The 14,981-nt window shown below is 68.7% G+C and carries 16 protein-coding genes; 7 read left to right on the top strand and 9 right to left on the bottom strand.

Features of this window, described 5'->3' with window-relative positions; genetic code table 11:
• Positions 1 to 22: 22 nt before the first annotated feature.
• The 7 genes from NGJ44_RS14580 to NGJ44_RS14550 are packed head-to-tail and all read right to left on the bottom strand — an operon-like array spanning position 23 to position 7,651.
• On the bottom strand, positions 23 to 895 hold the full coding sequence (locus tag NGJ44_RS14580; RefSeq protein WP_053245437.1) for a MurR/RpiR family transcriptional regulator: 873 nt from the start codon (positions 893 to 895) through the stop codon (positions 23 to 25).
• Entirely contained in the window at positions 892 to 1,899 is a 1,008-nt protein-coding gene (locus NGJ44_RS14575; RefSeq protein ID WP_251864375.1) for an ABC transporter ATP-binding protein, read from the bottom strand. The genes NGJ44_RS14580 and NGJ44_RS14575 overlap by 4 nt, the downstream gene beginning before the upstream one ends.
• Positions 1,896 to 2,903, bottom strand: a complete 1,008-nt coding sequence (locus tag NGJ44_RS14570) for an ABC transporter ATP-binding protein (protein ID WP_053245439.1) — start codon at positions 2,901 to 2,903, stop codon at positions 1,896 to 1,898. The genes NGJ44_RS14575 and NGJ44_RS14570 overlap by 4 nt, the downstream gene beginning before the upstream one ends.
• Position 2,904: 1 nt before the next feature.
• Positions 2,905 to 3,774 (bottom strand): ABC transporter permease, encoded by an 870-nt coding sequence (locus NGJ44_RS14565; RefSeq protein WP_053245440.1) that lies wholly within the window; start codon positions 3,772 to 3,774, stop codon positions 2,905 to 2,907.
• Position 3,775: 1 nt separating this feature from the next.
• Complete coding sequence (locus NGJ44_RS14560; RefSeq protein WP_053245441.1) at positions 3,776 to 4,717, bottom strand: ABC transporter permease; 942 nt, start codon at positions 4,715 to 4,717, stop codon at positions 3,776 to 3,778.
• 34 nt (positions 4,718 to 4,751) lie between these two features.
• Positions 4,752 to 6,314 carry an ABC transporter substrate-binding protein gene (locus NGJ44_RS14555; protein ID WP_251864374.1) on the bottom strand — a complete coding sequence of 521 codons (1,563 nt, stop codon included), beginning with the start codon at positions 6,312 to 6,314 and terminating at the stop codon, positions 4,752 to 4,754.
• 53 nt (positions 6,315 to 6,367) lie between these two features.
• Positions 6,368 to 7,651, bottom strand: coding sequence for an amino acid deaminase (locus tag NGJ44_RS14550; RefSeq protein WP_251864373.1), 1,284 nt, complete (start codon positions 7,649 to 7,651; stop codon positions 6,368 to 6,370).
• Positions 7,652 to 7,873: 222 nt separating this feature from the next.
• Between NGJ44_RS14550 and NGJ44_RS14545 the strand changes: the two genes are divergently transcribed.
• The 5 genes from NGJ44_RS14545 (at position 7,874) to NGJ44_RS14525 (ending at position 12,110) form a co-directional block, all read left to right on the top strand.
• Positions 7,874 to 8,668, top strand: a complete 795-nt coding sequence (locus NGJ44_RS14545) for a deaminated glutathione amidase (protein WP_251864372.1) — start codon at positions 7,874 to 7,876, stop codon at positions 8,666 to 8,668.
• 75 nt (positions 8,669 to 8,743) lie between these two features.
• Complete coding sequence (locus NGJ44_RS14540; RefSeq protein ID WP_053245284.1) at positions 8,744 to 10,084, top strand: replication-associated recombination protein A; 1,341 nt, start codon at positions 8,744 to 8,746, stop codon at positions 10,082 to 10,084.
• Positions 10,085 to 10,126: 42 nt separating this feature from the next.
• Positions 10,127 to 11,473 (top strand): serine--tRNA ligase, encoded by a 1,347-nt coding sequence (gene serS, locus NGJ44_RS14535; protein ID WP_251864371.1) that lies wholly within the window; start codon positions 10,127 to 10,129, stop codon positions 11,471 to 11,473.
• 237 nt (positions 11,474 to 11,710) lie between these two features.
• Positions 11,711 to 11,959 (top strand): hypothetical protein, encoded by a 249-nt coding sequence (locus tag NGJ44_RS14530; protein WP_082308375.1) that lies wholly within the window; start codon positions 11,711 to 11,713, stop codon positions 11,957 to 11,959.
• Positions 11,946 to 12,110 (top strand): hypothetical protein, encoded by a 165-nt coding sequence (locus NGJ44_RS14525; RefSeq protein ID WP_251864370.1) that lies wholly within the window; start codon positions 11,946 to 11,948, stop codon positions 12,108 to 12,110. Before NGJ44_RS14530 ends, NGJ44_RS14525 begins: the two co-directional genes overlap by 14 nt.
• A gap of 64 nt (positions 12,111 to 12,174) precedes the next feature.
• On the opposite strand, the gene NGJ44_RS14520 is transcribed toward NGJ44_RS14525, so the two are convergent.
• Positions 12,175 to 12,510, bottom strand: coding sequence for a hypothetical protein (locus NGJ44_RS14520; protein ID WP_053245282.1), 336 nt, complete (start codon positions 12,508 to 12,510; stop codon positions 12,175 to 12,177).
• Between the two features lie 270 nt (positions 12,511 to 12,780).
• Positions 12,781 to 13,290 (bottom strand): ASCH domain-containing protein, encoded by a 510-nt coding sequence (locus NGJ44_RS14515; RefSeq protein ID WP_053245281.1) that lies wholly within the window; start codon positions 13,288 to 13,290, stop codon positions 12,781 to 12,783.
• A gap of 205 nt (positions 13,291 to 13,495) precedes the next feature.
• On the opposite strand from NGJ44_RS14515, the gene NGJ44_RS14510 reads away from it, so the two are divergent.
• Together NGJ44_RS14510 and NGJ44_RS14505 are read left to right on the top strand one after the other, a co-directional pair.
• Positions 13,496 to 13,696, top strand: a complete 201-nt coding sequence (locus NGJ44_RS14510; RefSeq protein ID WP_200908030.1) for a hypothetical protein — start codon at positions 13,496 to 13,498, stop codon at positions 13,694 to 13,696.
• Positions 13,697 to 13,772: 76 nt separating this feature from the next.
• Entirely contained in the window at positions 13,773 to 14,954 is a 1,182-nt protein-coding gene (locus NGJ44_RS14505) for an amidohydrolase family protein (protein WP_353506960.1), read from the top strand.
• The last annotated feature ends 27 nt before the right edge of the window (positions 14,955 to 14,981 follow it).

Genomic DNA, 14,981 nt, shown 5'->3' with positions numbered 1-14,981 from the left:
AGCGTCCGTTGCGCGTTGTCGTTCAGTCGCCCAGGGGCAGCCGGTTGGGGCCGCCGCGGTACTCGTCCAGCGCCAGCTTGATGCGGCGCAGGCGTTCGCGGTTGCCGTCCTGGTCGAGCATGGCCAGTTCCGTGGCCAGCAGGTCGATGGCCAGCATCATGGCGTAGCGCGACGCCGAGGGCTTGTAGATGAAGTCGGTTTCGGCCGTGCGTATCGGCACCACGACGTCGGCCATGTCCGCCAGCGGCGAGGCGGGATCGGTGAGCGCCACGATGCGGGCCCGGTACTGCTTCACGATGCGGGCGCCGCCCAGGATTTCAGGGGTGAGGCCCGAGGCGGAAAGCGCCAGCACGGTGTCGCGTTCGTCCAGCGTGGCCGCCACCATGCGCAGCAGCACCGCGTCGGTATAGGCGGCCACCGGATAGCCCAGGCGCACCAGCCGCGACTGGATCTCATGGGCCAGCACCGCCGAGGCGCCGCCCATGCCGAAGACGTAGGTCATGCGGGCCTCGCGCACCAGCGCGGTGGCGCGTTCGATCAGCGGCTCGGTGAACTCGGGCAGATGCGCGCGCAGCGTGCTCTCGATGTCGGCATAGATGCGCGCGTAGAAGGTGCTTTCCTCGGCGGGCGCGGAGGCGTCCAGGAAGCGGCTGCCCACCGCGCTGGCCTGCGCCAGCTTCATCTTCAGGTCGCGCGTGTCTTCGCAGCCCACGGTGCGCGCGAAGCGCGAAATGGTGGCGATGCTGACGCCCGCCTTGGACGCAAGCTGGTCCACCGTGGCGCTCGCGCTCCAGATGATGTCGTCCAGGATGGCGTCGGCCACCTTGCGCTCGGTGACGCTGAGCGCGTCGCGGCGGCTGCGTATCTGGAAAACGATATCGCGGATCATGTTCATGCGATGGTCCTGTTGAGAGGCTCGGCCTGGAGGGCGTCCAGGCGCAGACAGGCGGCCTGGTGGCCGGGGCCCGCTTCGGCCGGCGGCGGCACGGTTTGCGCGCAGGCGTCGACGGCATGCGGACAGCGCGTGCGGAACACGCAGCCCGATGGCGGGTCCACCGGGCTGGGAATATCGCCCTTGAGCAGGATACGCGAACGGGGCGCGCGCGGATCGGGCACGGGCGCGGCCGACAGCAGGGCCTGCGTGTAGGGGTGGCGGGGGTTGCCGTAGACCTCGCGCGTGGGGCCGCGCTCCATGACCCGGCCCAGGTACATCACCACGACTTCGTCGCACAGGTAGTCCACCACCGCCAGGTCGTGCGCCACGAACAGCATGGTCAGCCCGAGGTCGCGCTGCAGGTCCTGCAGCAGGTTCAGCACCTGCGCCTGCACGGAGACATCCAGCGCCGAAACCGGCTCGTCGGCCACGATGAAGGCCGGTTCCACCGCCAGCGCCCGCGCGATGCCGATGCGCTGGCGCTGGCCGCCGGAGAATTCATGCGGGTAGCGCCGCGCATGGCCGGCGTCCAGGCCCACGCGCTCCAGCAGCTCGGCGATGCGGGCCGCGCGCCGCTGTTGGGCAAGCTGGTGCGTGTCCAGCGCTTCGCCCAGGATCTCGGCCACGGTCATGCGCGGATTGAGGCTGGCATAAGGATCCTGGAACACGATCTGCATGCGGCGGCGCCAGGGCAGCAGGGCTTTTTCGGTCAGGCGGGTGATGTCCACGCCGTCGAACTCGATGCGTCCGGCGGTGGGCGCGAAGAGGCGCAGCAGCGCGCGGCCGGTGGTGGTCTTGCCCGATCCGGACTCGCCCACCAGGCCGACGATAGTGTTGCGCGGCACGTCGAAGCTGACGCCGTCCACCGCGCGCACCACCGGGGCATGGCGCGCGGACGACGTGGGGAAATGCACCTTGAGGTCCTGGACGCGGACCAGCGGGGGGGCGGCGGAGGGCGCGTTCATGCGGCAGTCACCTTGATGCAGCGGGCGCGGTGGCCTGCGCGCACCGCCTCCAGTTCGGGCACGGCCCGCCGGCATTCGCCGGCGGCGATGGGGCAGCGCGGCGCGAACGCGCAGCCCGGCGGCAGCGACAGCACGCTGGGCACGTTGCCGGGAATGGCGCGCAGGCGCTCGCCCGAGGCACGCAGCGCCGCCGTGGGAATGCACGACAGCAGGCCGCGCGTATAGGGGTGGGCAGGCCGTTCGAAAAGCGCGTACACGTCGGCGTCTTCCACCACCCGCCCGGCATACATGACCGCCACGCGGTGCGCGATCTCGGCCACCACGCCCAGGTTGTGCGTGATGAAGAGAATGCTCATGTTCAGCTCGGCCTGCAGGCGGCGCAGCAGGTCGAGGATCTGCGCCTGCACGGTGACATCCAGGGCGGTGGTGGGTTCGTCGGCGATGAGCACGGCCGGATTGCAGGCCAGCGCCAGGGCGATCATCACCCGCTGGCGCATGCCGCCCGACATCTGGTGCGGATACTCGCCGAGGCGGCGCGCCGCGGCTGGAATCTCCACCCGCTCCAGCATCTCGCGCGCCCGCGCCAGCGCCGCCGCGCGCGTGCCGCCTTCGTGCTGCAGCACGGTCTCGGCGATCTGGTCGCCCACGGTGTACAGCGGGTTCAGGCTGGTCATGGGTTCCTGGAAGATCATGGCGATCTCGGCTCCGCGGATGCGCCGCAGCGTTGCCGCCGGGGCCCGGGCCAGGTCGTGCTCGCGGCCCTGGCGGTCGCGGAACAGGATGCTGCCCGCCTCGATGCGGCCGGCCGGCCCGGGCAGCAGGCCCATGATGGACAGGCTGGTCACCGACTTGCCCGATCCCGATTCGCCCACGATGGCCAGCGTTTCGCCGCGGGCGAGGTCGAAGGTCACGCCGTCCACCGAGCGGGCGATGCCGTCGCGGCTGTGGAACCAGGTTTTCAGCCCCTGCACGGAAAGCACGATGTCGCGGATGCCTGCGCTCATGTCACAGCTCCTTGCGCAGGCGGGGGTCGAGCACGTCGCGCAGCCCGTCGCCCACCAGTTGCAGCGACAGCACCGACAGCACGATGGCCAGCCCGGGGAAAATCATGATCCAGTCCGCCGAGCCCATGTACTGCTGGCCGGCGTTGATCATCGTGCCCCAGGTGGGAATGTCGGGCGAGACGCCCACGCCCAGGAAGGACAGGCCCGCCTCGGCCAGGATGGCGTAGGCGAAGATGAACGTGCCCTGCACCAGGATGGGCGAGACCAGGTTGCGCAGCACGTGCACCGTCACGATGCGCCAGGTGGGCACGCCGAGCGCGCGCGCCGCTTCCACGAAAGGCAGTTCGCGGATCACCAGCGTGGAGGCGCGCACGATGCGGGCCAGCCGCGGGGTGTAGACGATGCCCAGCGCCACGATGACGTTGACGAGCGAGGGCCCCAGCGCCGCCACCAGGGAAATGGCCAGCAGTATGTCCGGGAAGGCCATCATGGCGTCGATCAGGCGCGATACGAATTTGTCGGCCGAGCGGAAGAAGCCCGCCACCAGTCCCAGCGCGATGCCCAGCGCGCTGGACAGCACCACCACCGAGAAGCCGACCAGCAGCGACAGGCGCCCGCCGTAGATCACCCGGCTGAACACGTCGCGCCCGAAATCGTCCGTGCCGAACCAGTGCGCGGCGCCGGGCGCCTTGAGCCGGTTCATGATGGAGAGCTTGAACGGATCGTAGGGGCTGATCCAGGGCGCCAGCAGCGCGGCGGCCACCAGCAGCGCCAGCACGATGAGGCTGGCCAGCACGGTCTTGCGCGAAACCAGCAGGCGCAGCGCCTGCCATTTCTCGGCGCCGGCCGGAGTCAGGGTCGCGGTTGTCATGTCAGTAGCGCACCCGGGGGTCGACCGCCAGATACAGCAGGTCGATGAACAGATTGATGAGCACGTAAATGGCGGCGATCACCAGCAGCGCGCCCTGGATCACGGGGTAGTCGCGCCGCAGCACGGCCGAAACCACGAGGTTGCCCACGCCGGGCAGCCCGAACACGGTTTCCGTGACCACCGCGCCGCTGATGAGCAGGGCGGTGGTCAGGCCCAGCACCGTCAGGATGGGAATCAGCGCATTGCGCACCGCGTGCCGGAGTATCACCTTGCTTTCGGGCAGACCCTTGGCGCGGGCGGTGCGCACGTAGTCGTCGCGCAACACGTCCAGCATGCTCGCGCGGATGAAGCGCGTGATGAGCGCCGAGTTCACCAGCCCCAGCACCACCGCCGGCAGCACCAGATGCGACAGCCGGGTGGCCAGCGACGCGTCGGGGCCGCCGTAGCCCGCCACCGGCAGCCAGCCCAGCCTGACCGAGAAAAGCTGCATCAGCAGCAAGCCCAGCCAGAAGCTGGGCACGCTGGAGGTGAACATGGAAAAACTCAGCACCGACTGGTCCAGGACCGTGCCCCGCCGCACCGCCGACAGAATGCCCACCGGCAGCGCGATGGCGCCGGCGATGGCAAGCGACATCAGCGTCAGGAGCAGCGTGGGTTCGGCCCGGTCCGCCAGGGCCGCCAGCACCGGCTTGTTCAGGAAAATGGACTGGCCCAGGTCGCCCTGCGCCAGCTTGCCCAGCCATTGCACGTACTGCGCGGCCAGCGGCTGGTCCAGCCCCAGGCGGGCGCGCAGCGCATCGATGTCCTGTTGGCTGGCCTGGGGCCCCAGCATCACGGCGGCGGGATCGCCGGGCGTGAGGCGGATGATGACGAACACGATGGTTGCCACGATGAACATCACGGCCACCAGTCCGACCAGGCGGTTCAAGAGATAGCGGAGCACGGGCGGTATCCTGCTTGCGGTTCGGCGGCGGGCTTCAGGGCCGGGCGGCGGCCTTCCAGGCGTTCCAGAAGTACGGCCAGGCCGAAGGGGTAAAGCCTTGCAGCGCGGGCGAGCGGGCGGCCAGCGCGTTGAAGTCGCCCACTTTCACGAAGGGCACCTCGTCGTACACGGCCTGCTGCACGTCGGCCCAGCGCTTGACGCGCTCTTCCTGCGTGCGGGCCTGGTTGAAGGCGTCCATGACCTGCGCGCGGCGCGGCGTGTCCCACCAGCCCGGGGCGTCCCTGGACGGGAAGTCGATGAGCGCCGGCTCGGGCAGGAATACGCTGTGGGTGATGAAGATGTCCCACACGGCCGGATTCTGCCGGCGCTGCGTGAGCGTGGCCCAGTCCACGACCTGCATGTCCACGGTGAAGCCGGCCGCCTTGAGGTATTCGGCCGCCACCAGCGCCATCTTGTAGTGGAACTCGTATTGCTGGCTGGTCAGGATGCGGATCTTGCGGTCCTTGATGCCGGCCTCGTCCAGCAGCTTCTTCGCGCCCGCCGCATCGCCCTGGTTATAGACCTTGCCGCCCAGCGACGTAGCCCAGGGATAGCCCTCGGGGTAGAGGTCGCCGTTGAGCTTGTAGAAGTCCTTGTTGCCGAAGGCGGCGTACAGCATGTCTTCTTCGTTGAGCGCGAGCTGCACGGCGCGCCGCGCCGCCAGGTTGGACATGATGCCCGCCTTGGTGTTGAGCACCAGCCGCGGCCAGCCGAAGGGCTTGAGCAGCACGGCCTCGGACCGGCTGCCTTCGAGCTTGCCCATGGCTTCCACCGGCAGCGAGTCCACGTAGTCGAACTGGCCGGCCGCGGCGGCTTCCGCCCGCGTGTTGGCGTTGGCCACCGGCACGAAGCGGATCTCGTCCGCGTACTGCTTGCGCGCGCCGCCGTAGCCGTCGGGCTCGCCGGCCCGCTGCCTGTAGCCGTCGAAGCGCGTGAGCTGGATGTACTGGTCGGGCACGCGCGCCTTGAGCTGGTAGGGCCCCGTGCCCACGAACTCTTTCAGCACGGGCTCGATCTTCTCCTTGGGCAGGATGACCGCCGCGCTATTGGTCATGGCCAACAGCGCGGTAAGCGGCGCATAGGGCTGCTTGAGCGTGATGCGCACCGTGCGCGCATCCGGCGCGTCGATGCCCGCGATGACGCGGCTGGCCATCTTGCCGCGCGAGGCCGCTGCGGTCCAGCGCTCGAGCGAGGCCAGCACGTCCGAGGCGTCCATGTCGGAGCCGTCGTGGAACTTGATGCCTTGGCGCAGCGCGATGGTGTAGACCAGCCCGTCCGGGCTGATCTCGGGCAGCTTCTCCGCCAGCAGCGGCGTCAGGTTCCACTTGGCATCGAAGGTATAGAGGGTTTCGAAGACATGCTGCGTGAGGATGCTGACGAGGTCCGCCGTGCTGATCATGGGGTCCAGTGTCGGCGGCTCGCCGATGGTGGCGACCGTGATGGCGCCTCCCTTGACGGGCTGCGCGCTCAGGGCGGAAACCGACAGGGCGGCCAGGCCGACGGCGCCGGCCAGCAGCAGGCGCTTCAGCCCGCCGCGCCGGATGGTGCGCAAGTTCATGATGCTCTCTCCAGGCTATGGGTGGGGAACAGCGATGAGATACGTAACGCGGGTCAGAAATAGGTGGGCGCCACGCCCGTGACGCGGTAGTCGTCGTCCACCAGCAGCACCTGCCGCCATTTGTCGAAGGTGAGGCAGGGATGGGAAATGTCGAATGCGATCATGTCGCCCACCGCGATGTCGTCGCCGGGCCCGACCTGCATGAAGGCATGCTGGTCCATCATGGCGGTGAGCTTCCATTGCGGGGGGGCGGGCAGAGGCCGGGCGCCGGCCGGCGCGCCGGGCCGGTAATGCCGCGCGGGTTCGGGCAGGCCGGCGTCGAAGGCCGCGTCGCGCTTGCCCAGCGCCACGATGGCGCGGCCGGGCTCGGGCATCGACTGCACGTAGGCCCATACCTGGAGCGCCGGCAGCAGGCCGGGCGCCATGCCGCGGGCCACCGGGTTCCGGGCCTGGATGCGCTCGGCGGCGCTGCGGTAGATGCCCACGTCGTGCGACAGATAGCAGCCCGGGCGCAGCACCACGTCCAGCGGGGCGCCGATGTCGATCTGCGAGAATTCTTCGGCCACCACGTCGAACCACGCCGAGCCCGCCCCGGAGATCAGCGCCGGACCATTGCGGCGCAGCCGCCCGGCGGCGGCCAGTTCGCGCAGGGCGTCGGCGGCGCGCCGCAGGAAGGCGCGGATGTCCGGTTCTTCTTGCAGCACGCCCTCGTAGACTTCGACGCCCGCCAGGGCCAGGGCGGGCCAGCGCGCGATTTCCGCGGCCACCTCGCGCAGTTGCGCCGGCTCGCGCACGCCGGTGCGCCCGCCTGGCGGGCCGAGCTCGATCAGCACGGGCAGGGTCAGCCCCTGGTCGCCGAAATAGCGGCCCAGCTGCGCCGCGTTGGTCGCGGAGTCGACGATGCAGAAGTAGGTGAACGAGGGGTCGCGCAGCAACTGCGCGATGATGGCCATGTTGGCCTTGCCCACCAGTTGGTTGGCCATGATTACGCGGCGGATGCCGTGGCGGTAGGCGGCCTGGGTCTGCGGGGCCGTGGCCAGCGTGATGCCCCAGGCTCCCGCGTCGATCTGGCGCTGGAAGAGCGTCGGGCTCATGGTGGTCTTGCCGTGCGGCGCGAGCTTGACGCGGTAGGCTTCCATGAACCGCTGCATCCACGCGAGATTGTGGCGCACGCGGCTTTCGTACAGCACGGCCACGGGCAGGCTGACGTCCTCGGCCAGGAGATTCCAGCCGAGGCCGGCCGCCCCGGCCGTGGTACAGGCGGGCGGAAACGGGCCCAGGCCCTTGCCGTCGGGATCCAGCGGTACAGCGGGAGTGGAAGGGGCGCCCTTTGTCATGTCTGCCTCGGCGTGTCTTGAAAAATTATTTAATCAGACGCTGATGTTGGAGATTATCTTGAAAATAATTTACAGACAGCAGTTGGGACTAACCCCTAGGACCTGTGCGCGGCTTCTTCCAGCGTCCGCATGGCCCCCGGGGCGCACAGACCCCGCCGATCGCGCGACAATAGCCGCATCGACGCGGGGCGCCGCCCGCGCATGCTTCTACGAGGAACCGCCATGCTGAAAGTCGCCCTGGGCCAGTTCGCCGTCAGCCGAGTCTGGGAAGAAAACGCGCAGGTCTGCGCAGACCTCATGGCGCGCGCCGCCGCCGCGGGCGCGGGGCTGCTGGTGCTGCCCGAAGGCGTGCTGGCGCGCGATATCACCGATCCGCAGATCGTGCTGAAAGCCGCGCAGCCCCTGGACGGCCCCTTCGTGACCCGCTTGCTGGAGGCCAGCCGCGCGACGCCGTCGCTCACCACCATGTTCTGCGTGCACGTGCCCACCGGCGAGAGTCGGGTCTGGAACACCCTCGTCACGCTGCGCGATGGGCGGATCCTGTCGCGCTACCGCAAGCTGCACCTGTACGACGCCTTCAACATGAAGGAATCCGCCAACGTCACCGCCGGCGACGAGATCCCGCCGCTGGTGGAGGTGGACGGCTTCAAGGTCGGCCTCATGACCTGCTACGACGTGCGCTTTCCCGAGTTGGCCCGCCGCCTGGCCCTGGACGGGGCCGACGTGCTGGTGCTGCCCTCCGCCTGGGTGCGGGGCGCGCTCAAGGAGCACCACTGGGAAGTGCTGGTCACGGCGCGGGCCCTGGAAAACACCTGCTACGTGGTGGCCACGGGAGAATGCGGCGAACGCAACATTGGCTGCAGCATGGTGGTGGATCCGCTGGGCGTGGTCACGGCGCGGGCCGGCGAAGCGCCCGTGCTGCTGCTGGCCGACATCGACAGGCAGCGCCTGGACCATGCCCGCAAGGTGCTGCCCGCGCTGGCCAACCGACGGTTCGGCCCGCCGGAGCTGGCCTGACCGCCGGCGGCCGGGACGCCGCCCATGGTGTAATAGCGGCTTGAATTTCCCGCCTTTTCCCCCCATCTGCTGTCAATGAGCAACGATCTCTTTGCGGCCGACCCCAAGCACCGGCCCTATGTGCCGCTGGCCGAGCGCCTGCGGCCGCGCACGCTTTCCGACGTGGTGGGCCAGTCGCACCTGCTGGGCCCGGACAAGCCCCTGCGCGTGGCCTTCGAGTCCGGCCGTCCGCACTCCATGATTTTCTGGGGGCCGCCGGGCGTGGGCAAGACCACGCTCGCCCGGCTGATGGCCGACGGCTTCGACGCCCAGTTCATCGCCATCTCGGCCGTGCTGGGCGGGGTGAAAGACATCCGCGACGCGGTCGTCACCGCGCAGGTGGCGCAGGGGCAGGGCCGCCGCACCATTCTGTTCGTGGACGAGGTGCATCGCTTCAACAAGTCGCAGCAGGACGCCTTCCTGCCCTATGTCGAGAGCGGGCTGTTCACCTTCATCGGCGCCACCACCGAGAACCCCTCGTTCGAGGTCAATTCCGCCCTGCTGTCGCGCGCGCGCGTGTACGTGCTGCAATCGCTCACGCAGGAAGAACTGCTGCAACTGGTGGACCGCGCTTTGCAGGCCCTCAACGAAGACGCCGAAGAGGGCGCGCGCATCAGCATGGACGAGCAGGCCCGCGAGCAATTGGCCGCGTGGGCCGACGGCGATGCGCGCCGCCTCATCAGCGCGGTGGAGGTGGTGGCCGAATCGGCGCAGGCCGCGGGCCGCGGCACCGTGGACGCCGCCTGGCTCGAAACCTCGCTGTCGCAGAACCTGCGCCGCTTCGACAAGGGCGGCGACGCGTTCTACGACCAGATCAGCGCCCTGCACAAATCCGTGCGCGGCTCCGACCCGGACGCGGCGCTTTACTGGTTCTGCCGCATGCTGGACGGAGGCGCCGATCCCAGGTACCTGGCGCGCCGCGTGGTGCGCATGGCGATCGAAGACATCGGTCTGGCCGACCCGCGCGCCACCGAGCTGGCCCTCAACGGCGCCGACATCTACGAACGCCTGGGTTCGCCCGAAGGCGAGCTGGCGCTGGCCCAGGCGGTGGTCTACCTGGCCTGCGCCGCCAAGTCGAACGCCGTCTACAACGCCTACAACGCCGCCCGCAAGTTTGCCGCCGAGCATGGCAGCGCGCCGGTGCCCATCCACCTGCGCAACGCCCCCACCAAGCTCATGAAACAGCTGGGCCACGGCAAGGCCTACCGCTACGCGCACGACGAGCCGCACGGCTACGCCGCCGGCGAGCGGTATTTCCCGGATGGCATGAACCCTTCCTTCTATCGCCCGACCGATCGCGGCCTGGAGGCTAAAATCCAGCAAAAGCTGGCCTTCCTGCGCGAACTGGACGCCCAGGAACGCGCCAGGAAACGGTAACGGGCCGCGCCCGTTGCTTTCCGCAACCTCACCGACATCACCATGCTAGACCCGATACTGCTGCGCAAAGACCTGCAAACCGTCGTCGACCGCCTCAAGACCCGCGGCGTGTCCTTCGACACGGAACGGTTCAACGACCTGGAGTCCCGCCGCAAGGCCGTCCAGACCGAAACCGAGTCCCTGCAAGCCCGGCGCAACGCGCTGGCCAAGCAGATCGGACAGCTCAAGGCCAAGGGCGAGGACGCCAGCGCCGTCATGGCCGAGTCGCAAGCCGTGCCGGTGCGCCTGAAGCAGCTCGAGGACGAGCTGGCCGCGCTGCAGCAGCCGCTGGCCGAACTGCTCATGTCGGTGCCCAACCTGCCGCACGCCAGCGTGCCGGTGGGCGAATCGGCCGACGACAACGTCGAGGTGCGCCGCTGGCTGCCCGCCGAGGCCGGCCCCGACGGCAATCCGCCGCCGCTGGGGTTCGAGCCACGCGATCATGTCGCCCTGGGCGAACCGCTGGGCCTGGATTTCGACACCGCGGCCAAGCTCTCGGGCGCGCGCTTCTCGTTCATGCGCGGCCCCGTCGCGCGCCTGCATCGCGCGCTGGCGCAATTCATGCTCGACCTGCAGACGGGCACGCACGGCTACACCGAGTGCTACACGCCCTATATCGTCAACGCCTCGACGCTGTACGGCACGGGCCAGCTGCCCAAGTTCAAGGACGACATGTTCGCCGTGTCCAAGGGCGGCGGCGACGACGACCCCAAGGTCGACGAACACGGCAAGGCCTATGTGCGCGAAGACCAGTACCTCATCTCCACCTCCGAGATCACGCTGACCAGCGTGGCGCGCGACGCCATACTTCCGGCCGAGGCGCTGCCCATGAAGCTCACCGCCCACACGCCCTGCTTCCGCTCCGAGGCCGGCAGCGGCGGGCGCGATACGCGCGGCATGATCCGCCAGCACCAGTTCGACAAGGTGGAAATGGTGCAGGTCACGCACCCCGAGCGCTCTTACGAGGCGCTGGAAGAAATGGTGGGCCACGCCGAGCGTGTGCTGCAGTTGTTGGAACTGCCGTATCGCGTGGTGCTGCTGTGCACCGGCGACATGGGTTTCGGCTCGGCCAAGACCTACGACCTGGAGGTCTGGCTGCCGGCGCAGAATACCTGGCGCGAGATTTCCTCGGTGTCGAATTGCGAAACCTTCCAGGCCCGCCGCATGCAGGCGCGTTTCCGCAACGCGCAGGGCAAGCCGGAGTTCGTGCACACCCTGAACGGCTCCGGCCTGGCCGTGGGCCGGGCGCTGGTCGCGGTGCTCGAAAACCACCAGCAGGCCGACGGCAGCGTGCGCGTCCCGCAGGCGCTGCGGCCCTACATGGGCGGGGTCGAGGTGCTCAAGCCCTGAACCGGCCCGTTTGTCCATCGGCCTTATGGACGATAAAAAAGCGGAACCCTCGGGTTCCGCTTTTTTTTTATCATTAGCCATATTTCTGTCGCGTTTGGCAGTTAATCTGATTTTGCGTAAAAGCCCTGATTCTGATGTTAGAAAGTGTGTAATCCGGGAAGTGGGGCCGGATAGTTGCGGCACAATACCAATGTGTTCGACACGCTTCATTCAGCTTATATAACAAGGAGTTTGTCCATGACTTCAAGAATGATCGGAGATTTTCGCGTGAGATGCACCGTGGCCCGCGAAGACGGCCAGGGATATCGCGTGCAAATATGGACCCGCCGCGTCGGCATGAACGCGCCGGAAAAATGCTGGACCGTACCCGGCCAGCGCCCCTTTGCCAGCCTGGACGAGGCGCAGCGCGAGAGCGAGCAGCTTTTCCATGGCATCAACGGGGTTCGTTTCAACGGTGAACCGGAGTTTGCCCATGCGTCCGCATAATGGCTGGTGGCGCGCGTCGAGCACGCCGCGCCGCTGGATCGACCTGATCCAGGAACCCCCCCGCCTTGCCGTGGACGGCAAGGCCCCCAAAACCCTGCGCAAGCCTGCGGCCGAAACCGCCGACAAGGTCGGACGCACGCCCATCGCATAATCGGCGGATGCGGTATGCCAGGCGGTATCCGGGCATGCTGGTTAATGTATTAACGAGCGCCGGTTCAGTGCCGGTGCGGACCGCCGCGGTATCCCGGAGGCGGAGGGCCCCAGCCCCGGCCATGCCCGTGCGGAGGGCGGTGGCCATGCCAGTGGGGGCGTCCGCCGTAATATACCGGCGCGGGGTACACGACCGGCGGCGCCACATAAACCGGCGCCGGCCGGTAGTAAACGGGCGGCGGCGGGGCAACGACGACCGGCGGAGGCGGCGCCACGTAGACGGGCGCGGGATACACGATTCCCGGCACGCCGATCGAGATGCCCACGTCCACCCGGGCGGACGCAACCCCCGAAATCAGCATGGCCGCGGCGCCCGCGCCGGCTATCAGCCACTTCTTCATCTTGCACCTGCCTGCTGCTGACGCAGCAAAGTTGAGTATCGATGGGCGTATTTTCGCGGTTTTCACGCCCGCCGATCGTAAGCGCCCCGGGCCCAATGGCGACAATCCGCAACCGTCCCCCGAATGAATCCCGGCAGCTTGCTGCATTGCGTCAGGTGTCCGTCACTCTGGAAACCCCCGGTTTGAAATCAACTGAAATCCGGCGGTTCGGGCCCGGCCTCGACGGCGAAGTTTCATCTGGTAACCAACGCCGGCGGGAAAACCGCATCTTCAGAAATCAGGGGCCGTGCCGGGATGCTGGCGCCGGAATTCCACCACCCAGACCCAGGGATTGGCGGCCCAGGCATGCGCGCCATAGCGCTCGCACCAGTTGATGGCAAAGGCCGTCAGCAGGGGCACGCCCGGCAGCAGGGCGCTGCTTTGGTAGATGGCCTGCGTGCCTTCGGCGCGCGCGTCCGCCTCGGTAAGCTGCTGCAGGCGCTGGATGCGGACCCCCACCACCACCGCCGTGGCAAAGCGCACGCCGTTTTCGTCCTCGAGCTCGATGCTCTGGCCTGTCTTGCCGAAAGGGCAGGTGATCCAGTTGGAGGTGCGGCGCAGTTCGGCGCAGCCGTCGGCAGGCCCCATGGCGATCCAGCGGCTCGAATCGGAGGCATCGGCGAACCAGGCCGTCGTCGGCTTGGACGGCTGCGGCTTGACGATGCGGCGGGCCTGCACTTTGTGCCCGTCCAATATCGCCTGTTTGAGCGGTTCGCTGAACTGAAGTGCCTGCCTCTTCATTGGAACGTCACCCCCCTCTCGTCGATAACGCAGCGCGAGCATATCCGCTATGCGTTTCGCCGGACGCGCCGCGTACGCGTGTCTGGGCCTGGCGGAACGCAGAGTATGACGCGTCATAAGCATCGTGTCAGTCTCCGCGTTATTTTTGCTGCGCCCCCGGGCGCGGGCCCCGCGCCGGGCGGCGCGTTGTTTGTATACTCGACGAATGACTACGACTTCACCGCACGATCTCAAACCCGGGTACTACTGGTACACCATGGCCAACGACCCGCTGGCCGTCATTCACATTCATGAAGACGGCGGGGCCACGCTCATGGGCACCGATTACCGCCTGGCTCCCGAAGGGGTGGCGGACATGATCCGCCAGGGCGAGCGTTTCTTCTGGATCGAACCTCCCAAGGTCTGACCTCGGCATGACGTTGCCGGACAGCTCCAGGGGCGAATACCGCCGTGCGCGGCGCGAAGGTCGTCCAGCGAGCGGCTTGCTGCTTCGCAATGTGCGCCCGCTGGGCGGGAGCGCGGTGGACGTGCTCGTGCGCGACGGCCGCATCGCGGCGCTGGGCGCGGGCCTGCCCGCAACCGGCCCGCTGCGGGTCGAGGACGGTGCGGGGGCGTTGCTGCTGCCCGGCTTGGTCGAAGGCCATACCCATCTGGACAAGACGACCTGGGGCTCGCCCTGGTACGTGAACGACGTCGGCCCCGCGCTGGCCGACCGCATCGACAACGAACGCGCGTGGCGCGCCCGCACCGGGCACGACGCCGGCGCGCATGCGCGGGCGCTGGCGCTGGCCTTCCTGCGCAACGGCGTCACCCGCATCCGCAGCCACGTCGACATCGACACCGATGCGGGCCTGCGGCACCTTGAAGGGCTGCTGGCCGTGCGCGAGGAACTGGCCGGGCGCGTGGACATCCAGCTCGTCGCTTTTCCCCAATCCGGCCTGCTCGTCCGGCCGGGCACGGCCGAGCTGCTCGATACGGCGCTGGCCGCCGGCGCCGACGTGCTGGGCGGGCTCGATCCCAGCGCCATCGACCGCGATCCCGTCCGCTCGCTCGATACGCTGTTCGGCCTGGCCGACCGGCACGGCAAGCCGGTGGACATCCACCTGCACGAGCCCGGCGAGCTGGGCGCGTTCACGCTGGAGCTGATCCTGGACCGGGTCCAGGCGCTGGGCATGCAGGGCAGGGCGGTAGTGAGCCACGCATTCTGCCTGGGCGCTGTGGACGAGCGGCGCCTGCACGGCCTGCTGGGCCGCCTGGCCGGGCTCGACGTGGCCCTGCTGACCACCGCGCCGCCGTCGCGCCCCGTGCCAGCCCTGCGCGCCTGTCGGCAGGCGGGGGTGACGCTGTTCGGCGGCAACGACGGCATCCGCGATACCTGGACGCCCTACGGCGAGCCCGACATGCTGGCGCGGGCCATGCTGATCGGGCTGCGCAACGATCTGCGGCGCGACGAGGAGATCCTGTGGGCCTTCGACTGCGTGAGCGCGGCGGCCGCGCGCGCCTGCGGTTTCGCCGATTACGGCCTGGAGCCCGGAGCGCGGGCGGACCTCGTGCTGGTGGATGCCTCCTGTGTGGCGGAAGCCGTGGCGCGCCGCGCCCCGCGCCGCCTGGTCATCGCAGGCGGCAACGTGGTCGCCCGCGACGGCCGCGACGCGCCGGCCTGATCCGCGACCGGACGCCGCGACCGGACG

The organism is Achromobacter sp. Marseille-Q4962, from assembly GCF_943737005.1.
Classification (GTDB): domain Bacteria; phylum Pseudomonadota; class Gammaproteobacteria; order Burkholderiales; family Burkholderiaceae_B; genus Achromobacter.
Note: the sequence above shows the minus strand (reverse complement) of the source record. Positions and strands in the feature narration are given on the sequence as shown.

Coding starts and splice junctions, on each gene's coding strand:
- NGJ44_RS14580 (WP_053245437.1), bottom strand. CDS start 895: ATGAACATGATCCGCGATATCGTTTTCCAGATACGCAGCCGCCGCGAC.
- NGJ44_RS14575 (WP_251864375.1), bottom strand. CDS start 1,899: ATGAACGCGCCCTCCGCCGCCCCCCCGCTGGTCCGCGTCCAGGACCTC.
- NGJ44_RS14570 (WP_053245439.1), bottom strand. CDS start 2,903: ATGAGCGCAGGCATCCGCGACATCGTGCTTTCCGTGCAGGGGCTGAAA.
- NGJ44_RS14565 (WP_053245440.1), bottom strand. CDS start 3,774: ATGACAACCGCGACCCTGACTCCGGCCGGCGCCGAGAAATGGCAGGCG.
- NGJ44_RS14555 (WP_251864374.1), bottom strand. CDS start 6,314: ATGAACTTGCGCACCATCCGGCGCGGCGGGCTGAAGCGCCTGCTGCTG.
- NGJ44_RS14550 (WP_251864373.1), bottom strand. CDS start 7,651: ATGACAAAGGGCGCCCCTTCCACTCCCGCTGTACCGCTGGATCCCGAC.
- NGJ44_RS14545 (WP_251864372.1), top strand. CDS start 7,874: ATGCTGAAAGTCGCCCTGGGCCAGTTCGCCGTCAGCCGAGTCTGGGAA.
- NGJ44_RS14540 (WP_053245284.1), top strand. CDS start 8,744: ATGAGCAACGATCTCTTTGCGGCCGACCCCAAGCACCGGCCCTATGTG.
- serS (WP_251864371.1), top strand. CDS start 10,127: ATGCTAGACCCGATACTGCTGCGCAAAGACCTGCAAACCGTCGTCGAC.
- NGJ44_RS14530 (WP_082308375.1), top strand. CDS start 11,711: ATGACTTCAAGAATGATCGGAGATTTTCGCGTGAGATGCACCGTGGCC.
- NGJ44_RS14525 (WP_251864370.1), top strand. CDS start 11,946: ATGCGTCCGCATAATGGCTGGTGGCGCGCGTCGAGCACGCCGCGCCGC.
- NGJ44_RS14520 (WP_053245282.1), bottom strand. CDS start 12,510: ATGAAGAAGTGGCTGATAGCCGGCGCGGGCGCCGCGGCCATGCTGATT.
- NGJ44_RS14515 (WP_053245281.1), bottom strand. CDS start 13,290: ATGAAGAGGCAGGCACTTCAGTTCAGCGAACCGCTCAAACAGGCGATA.
- NGJ44_RS14510 (WP_200908030.1), top strand. CDS start 13,496: ATGACTACGACTTCACCGCACGATCTCAAACCCGGGTACTACTGGTAC.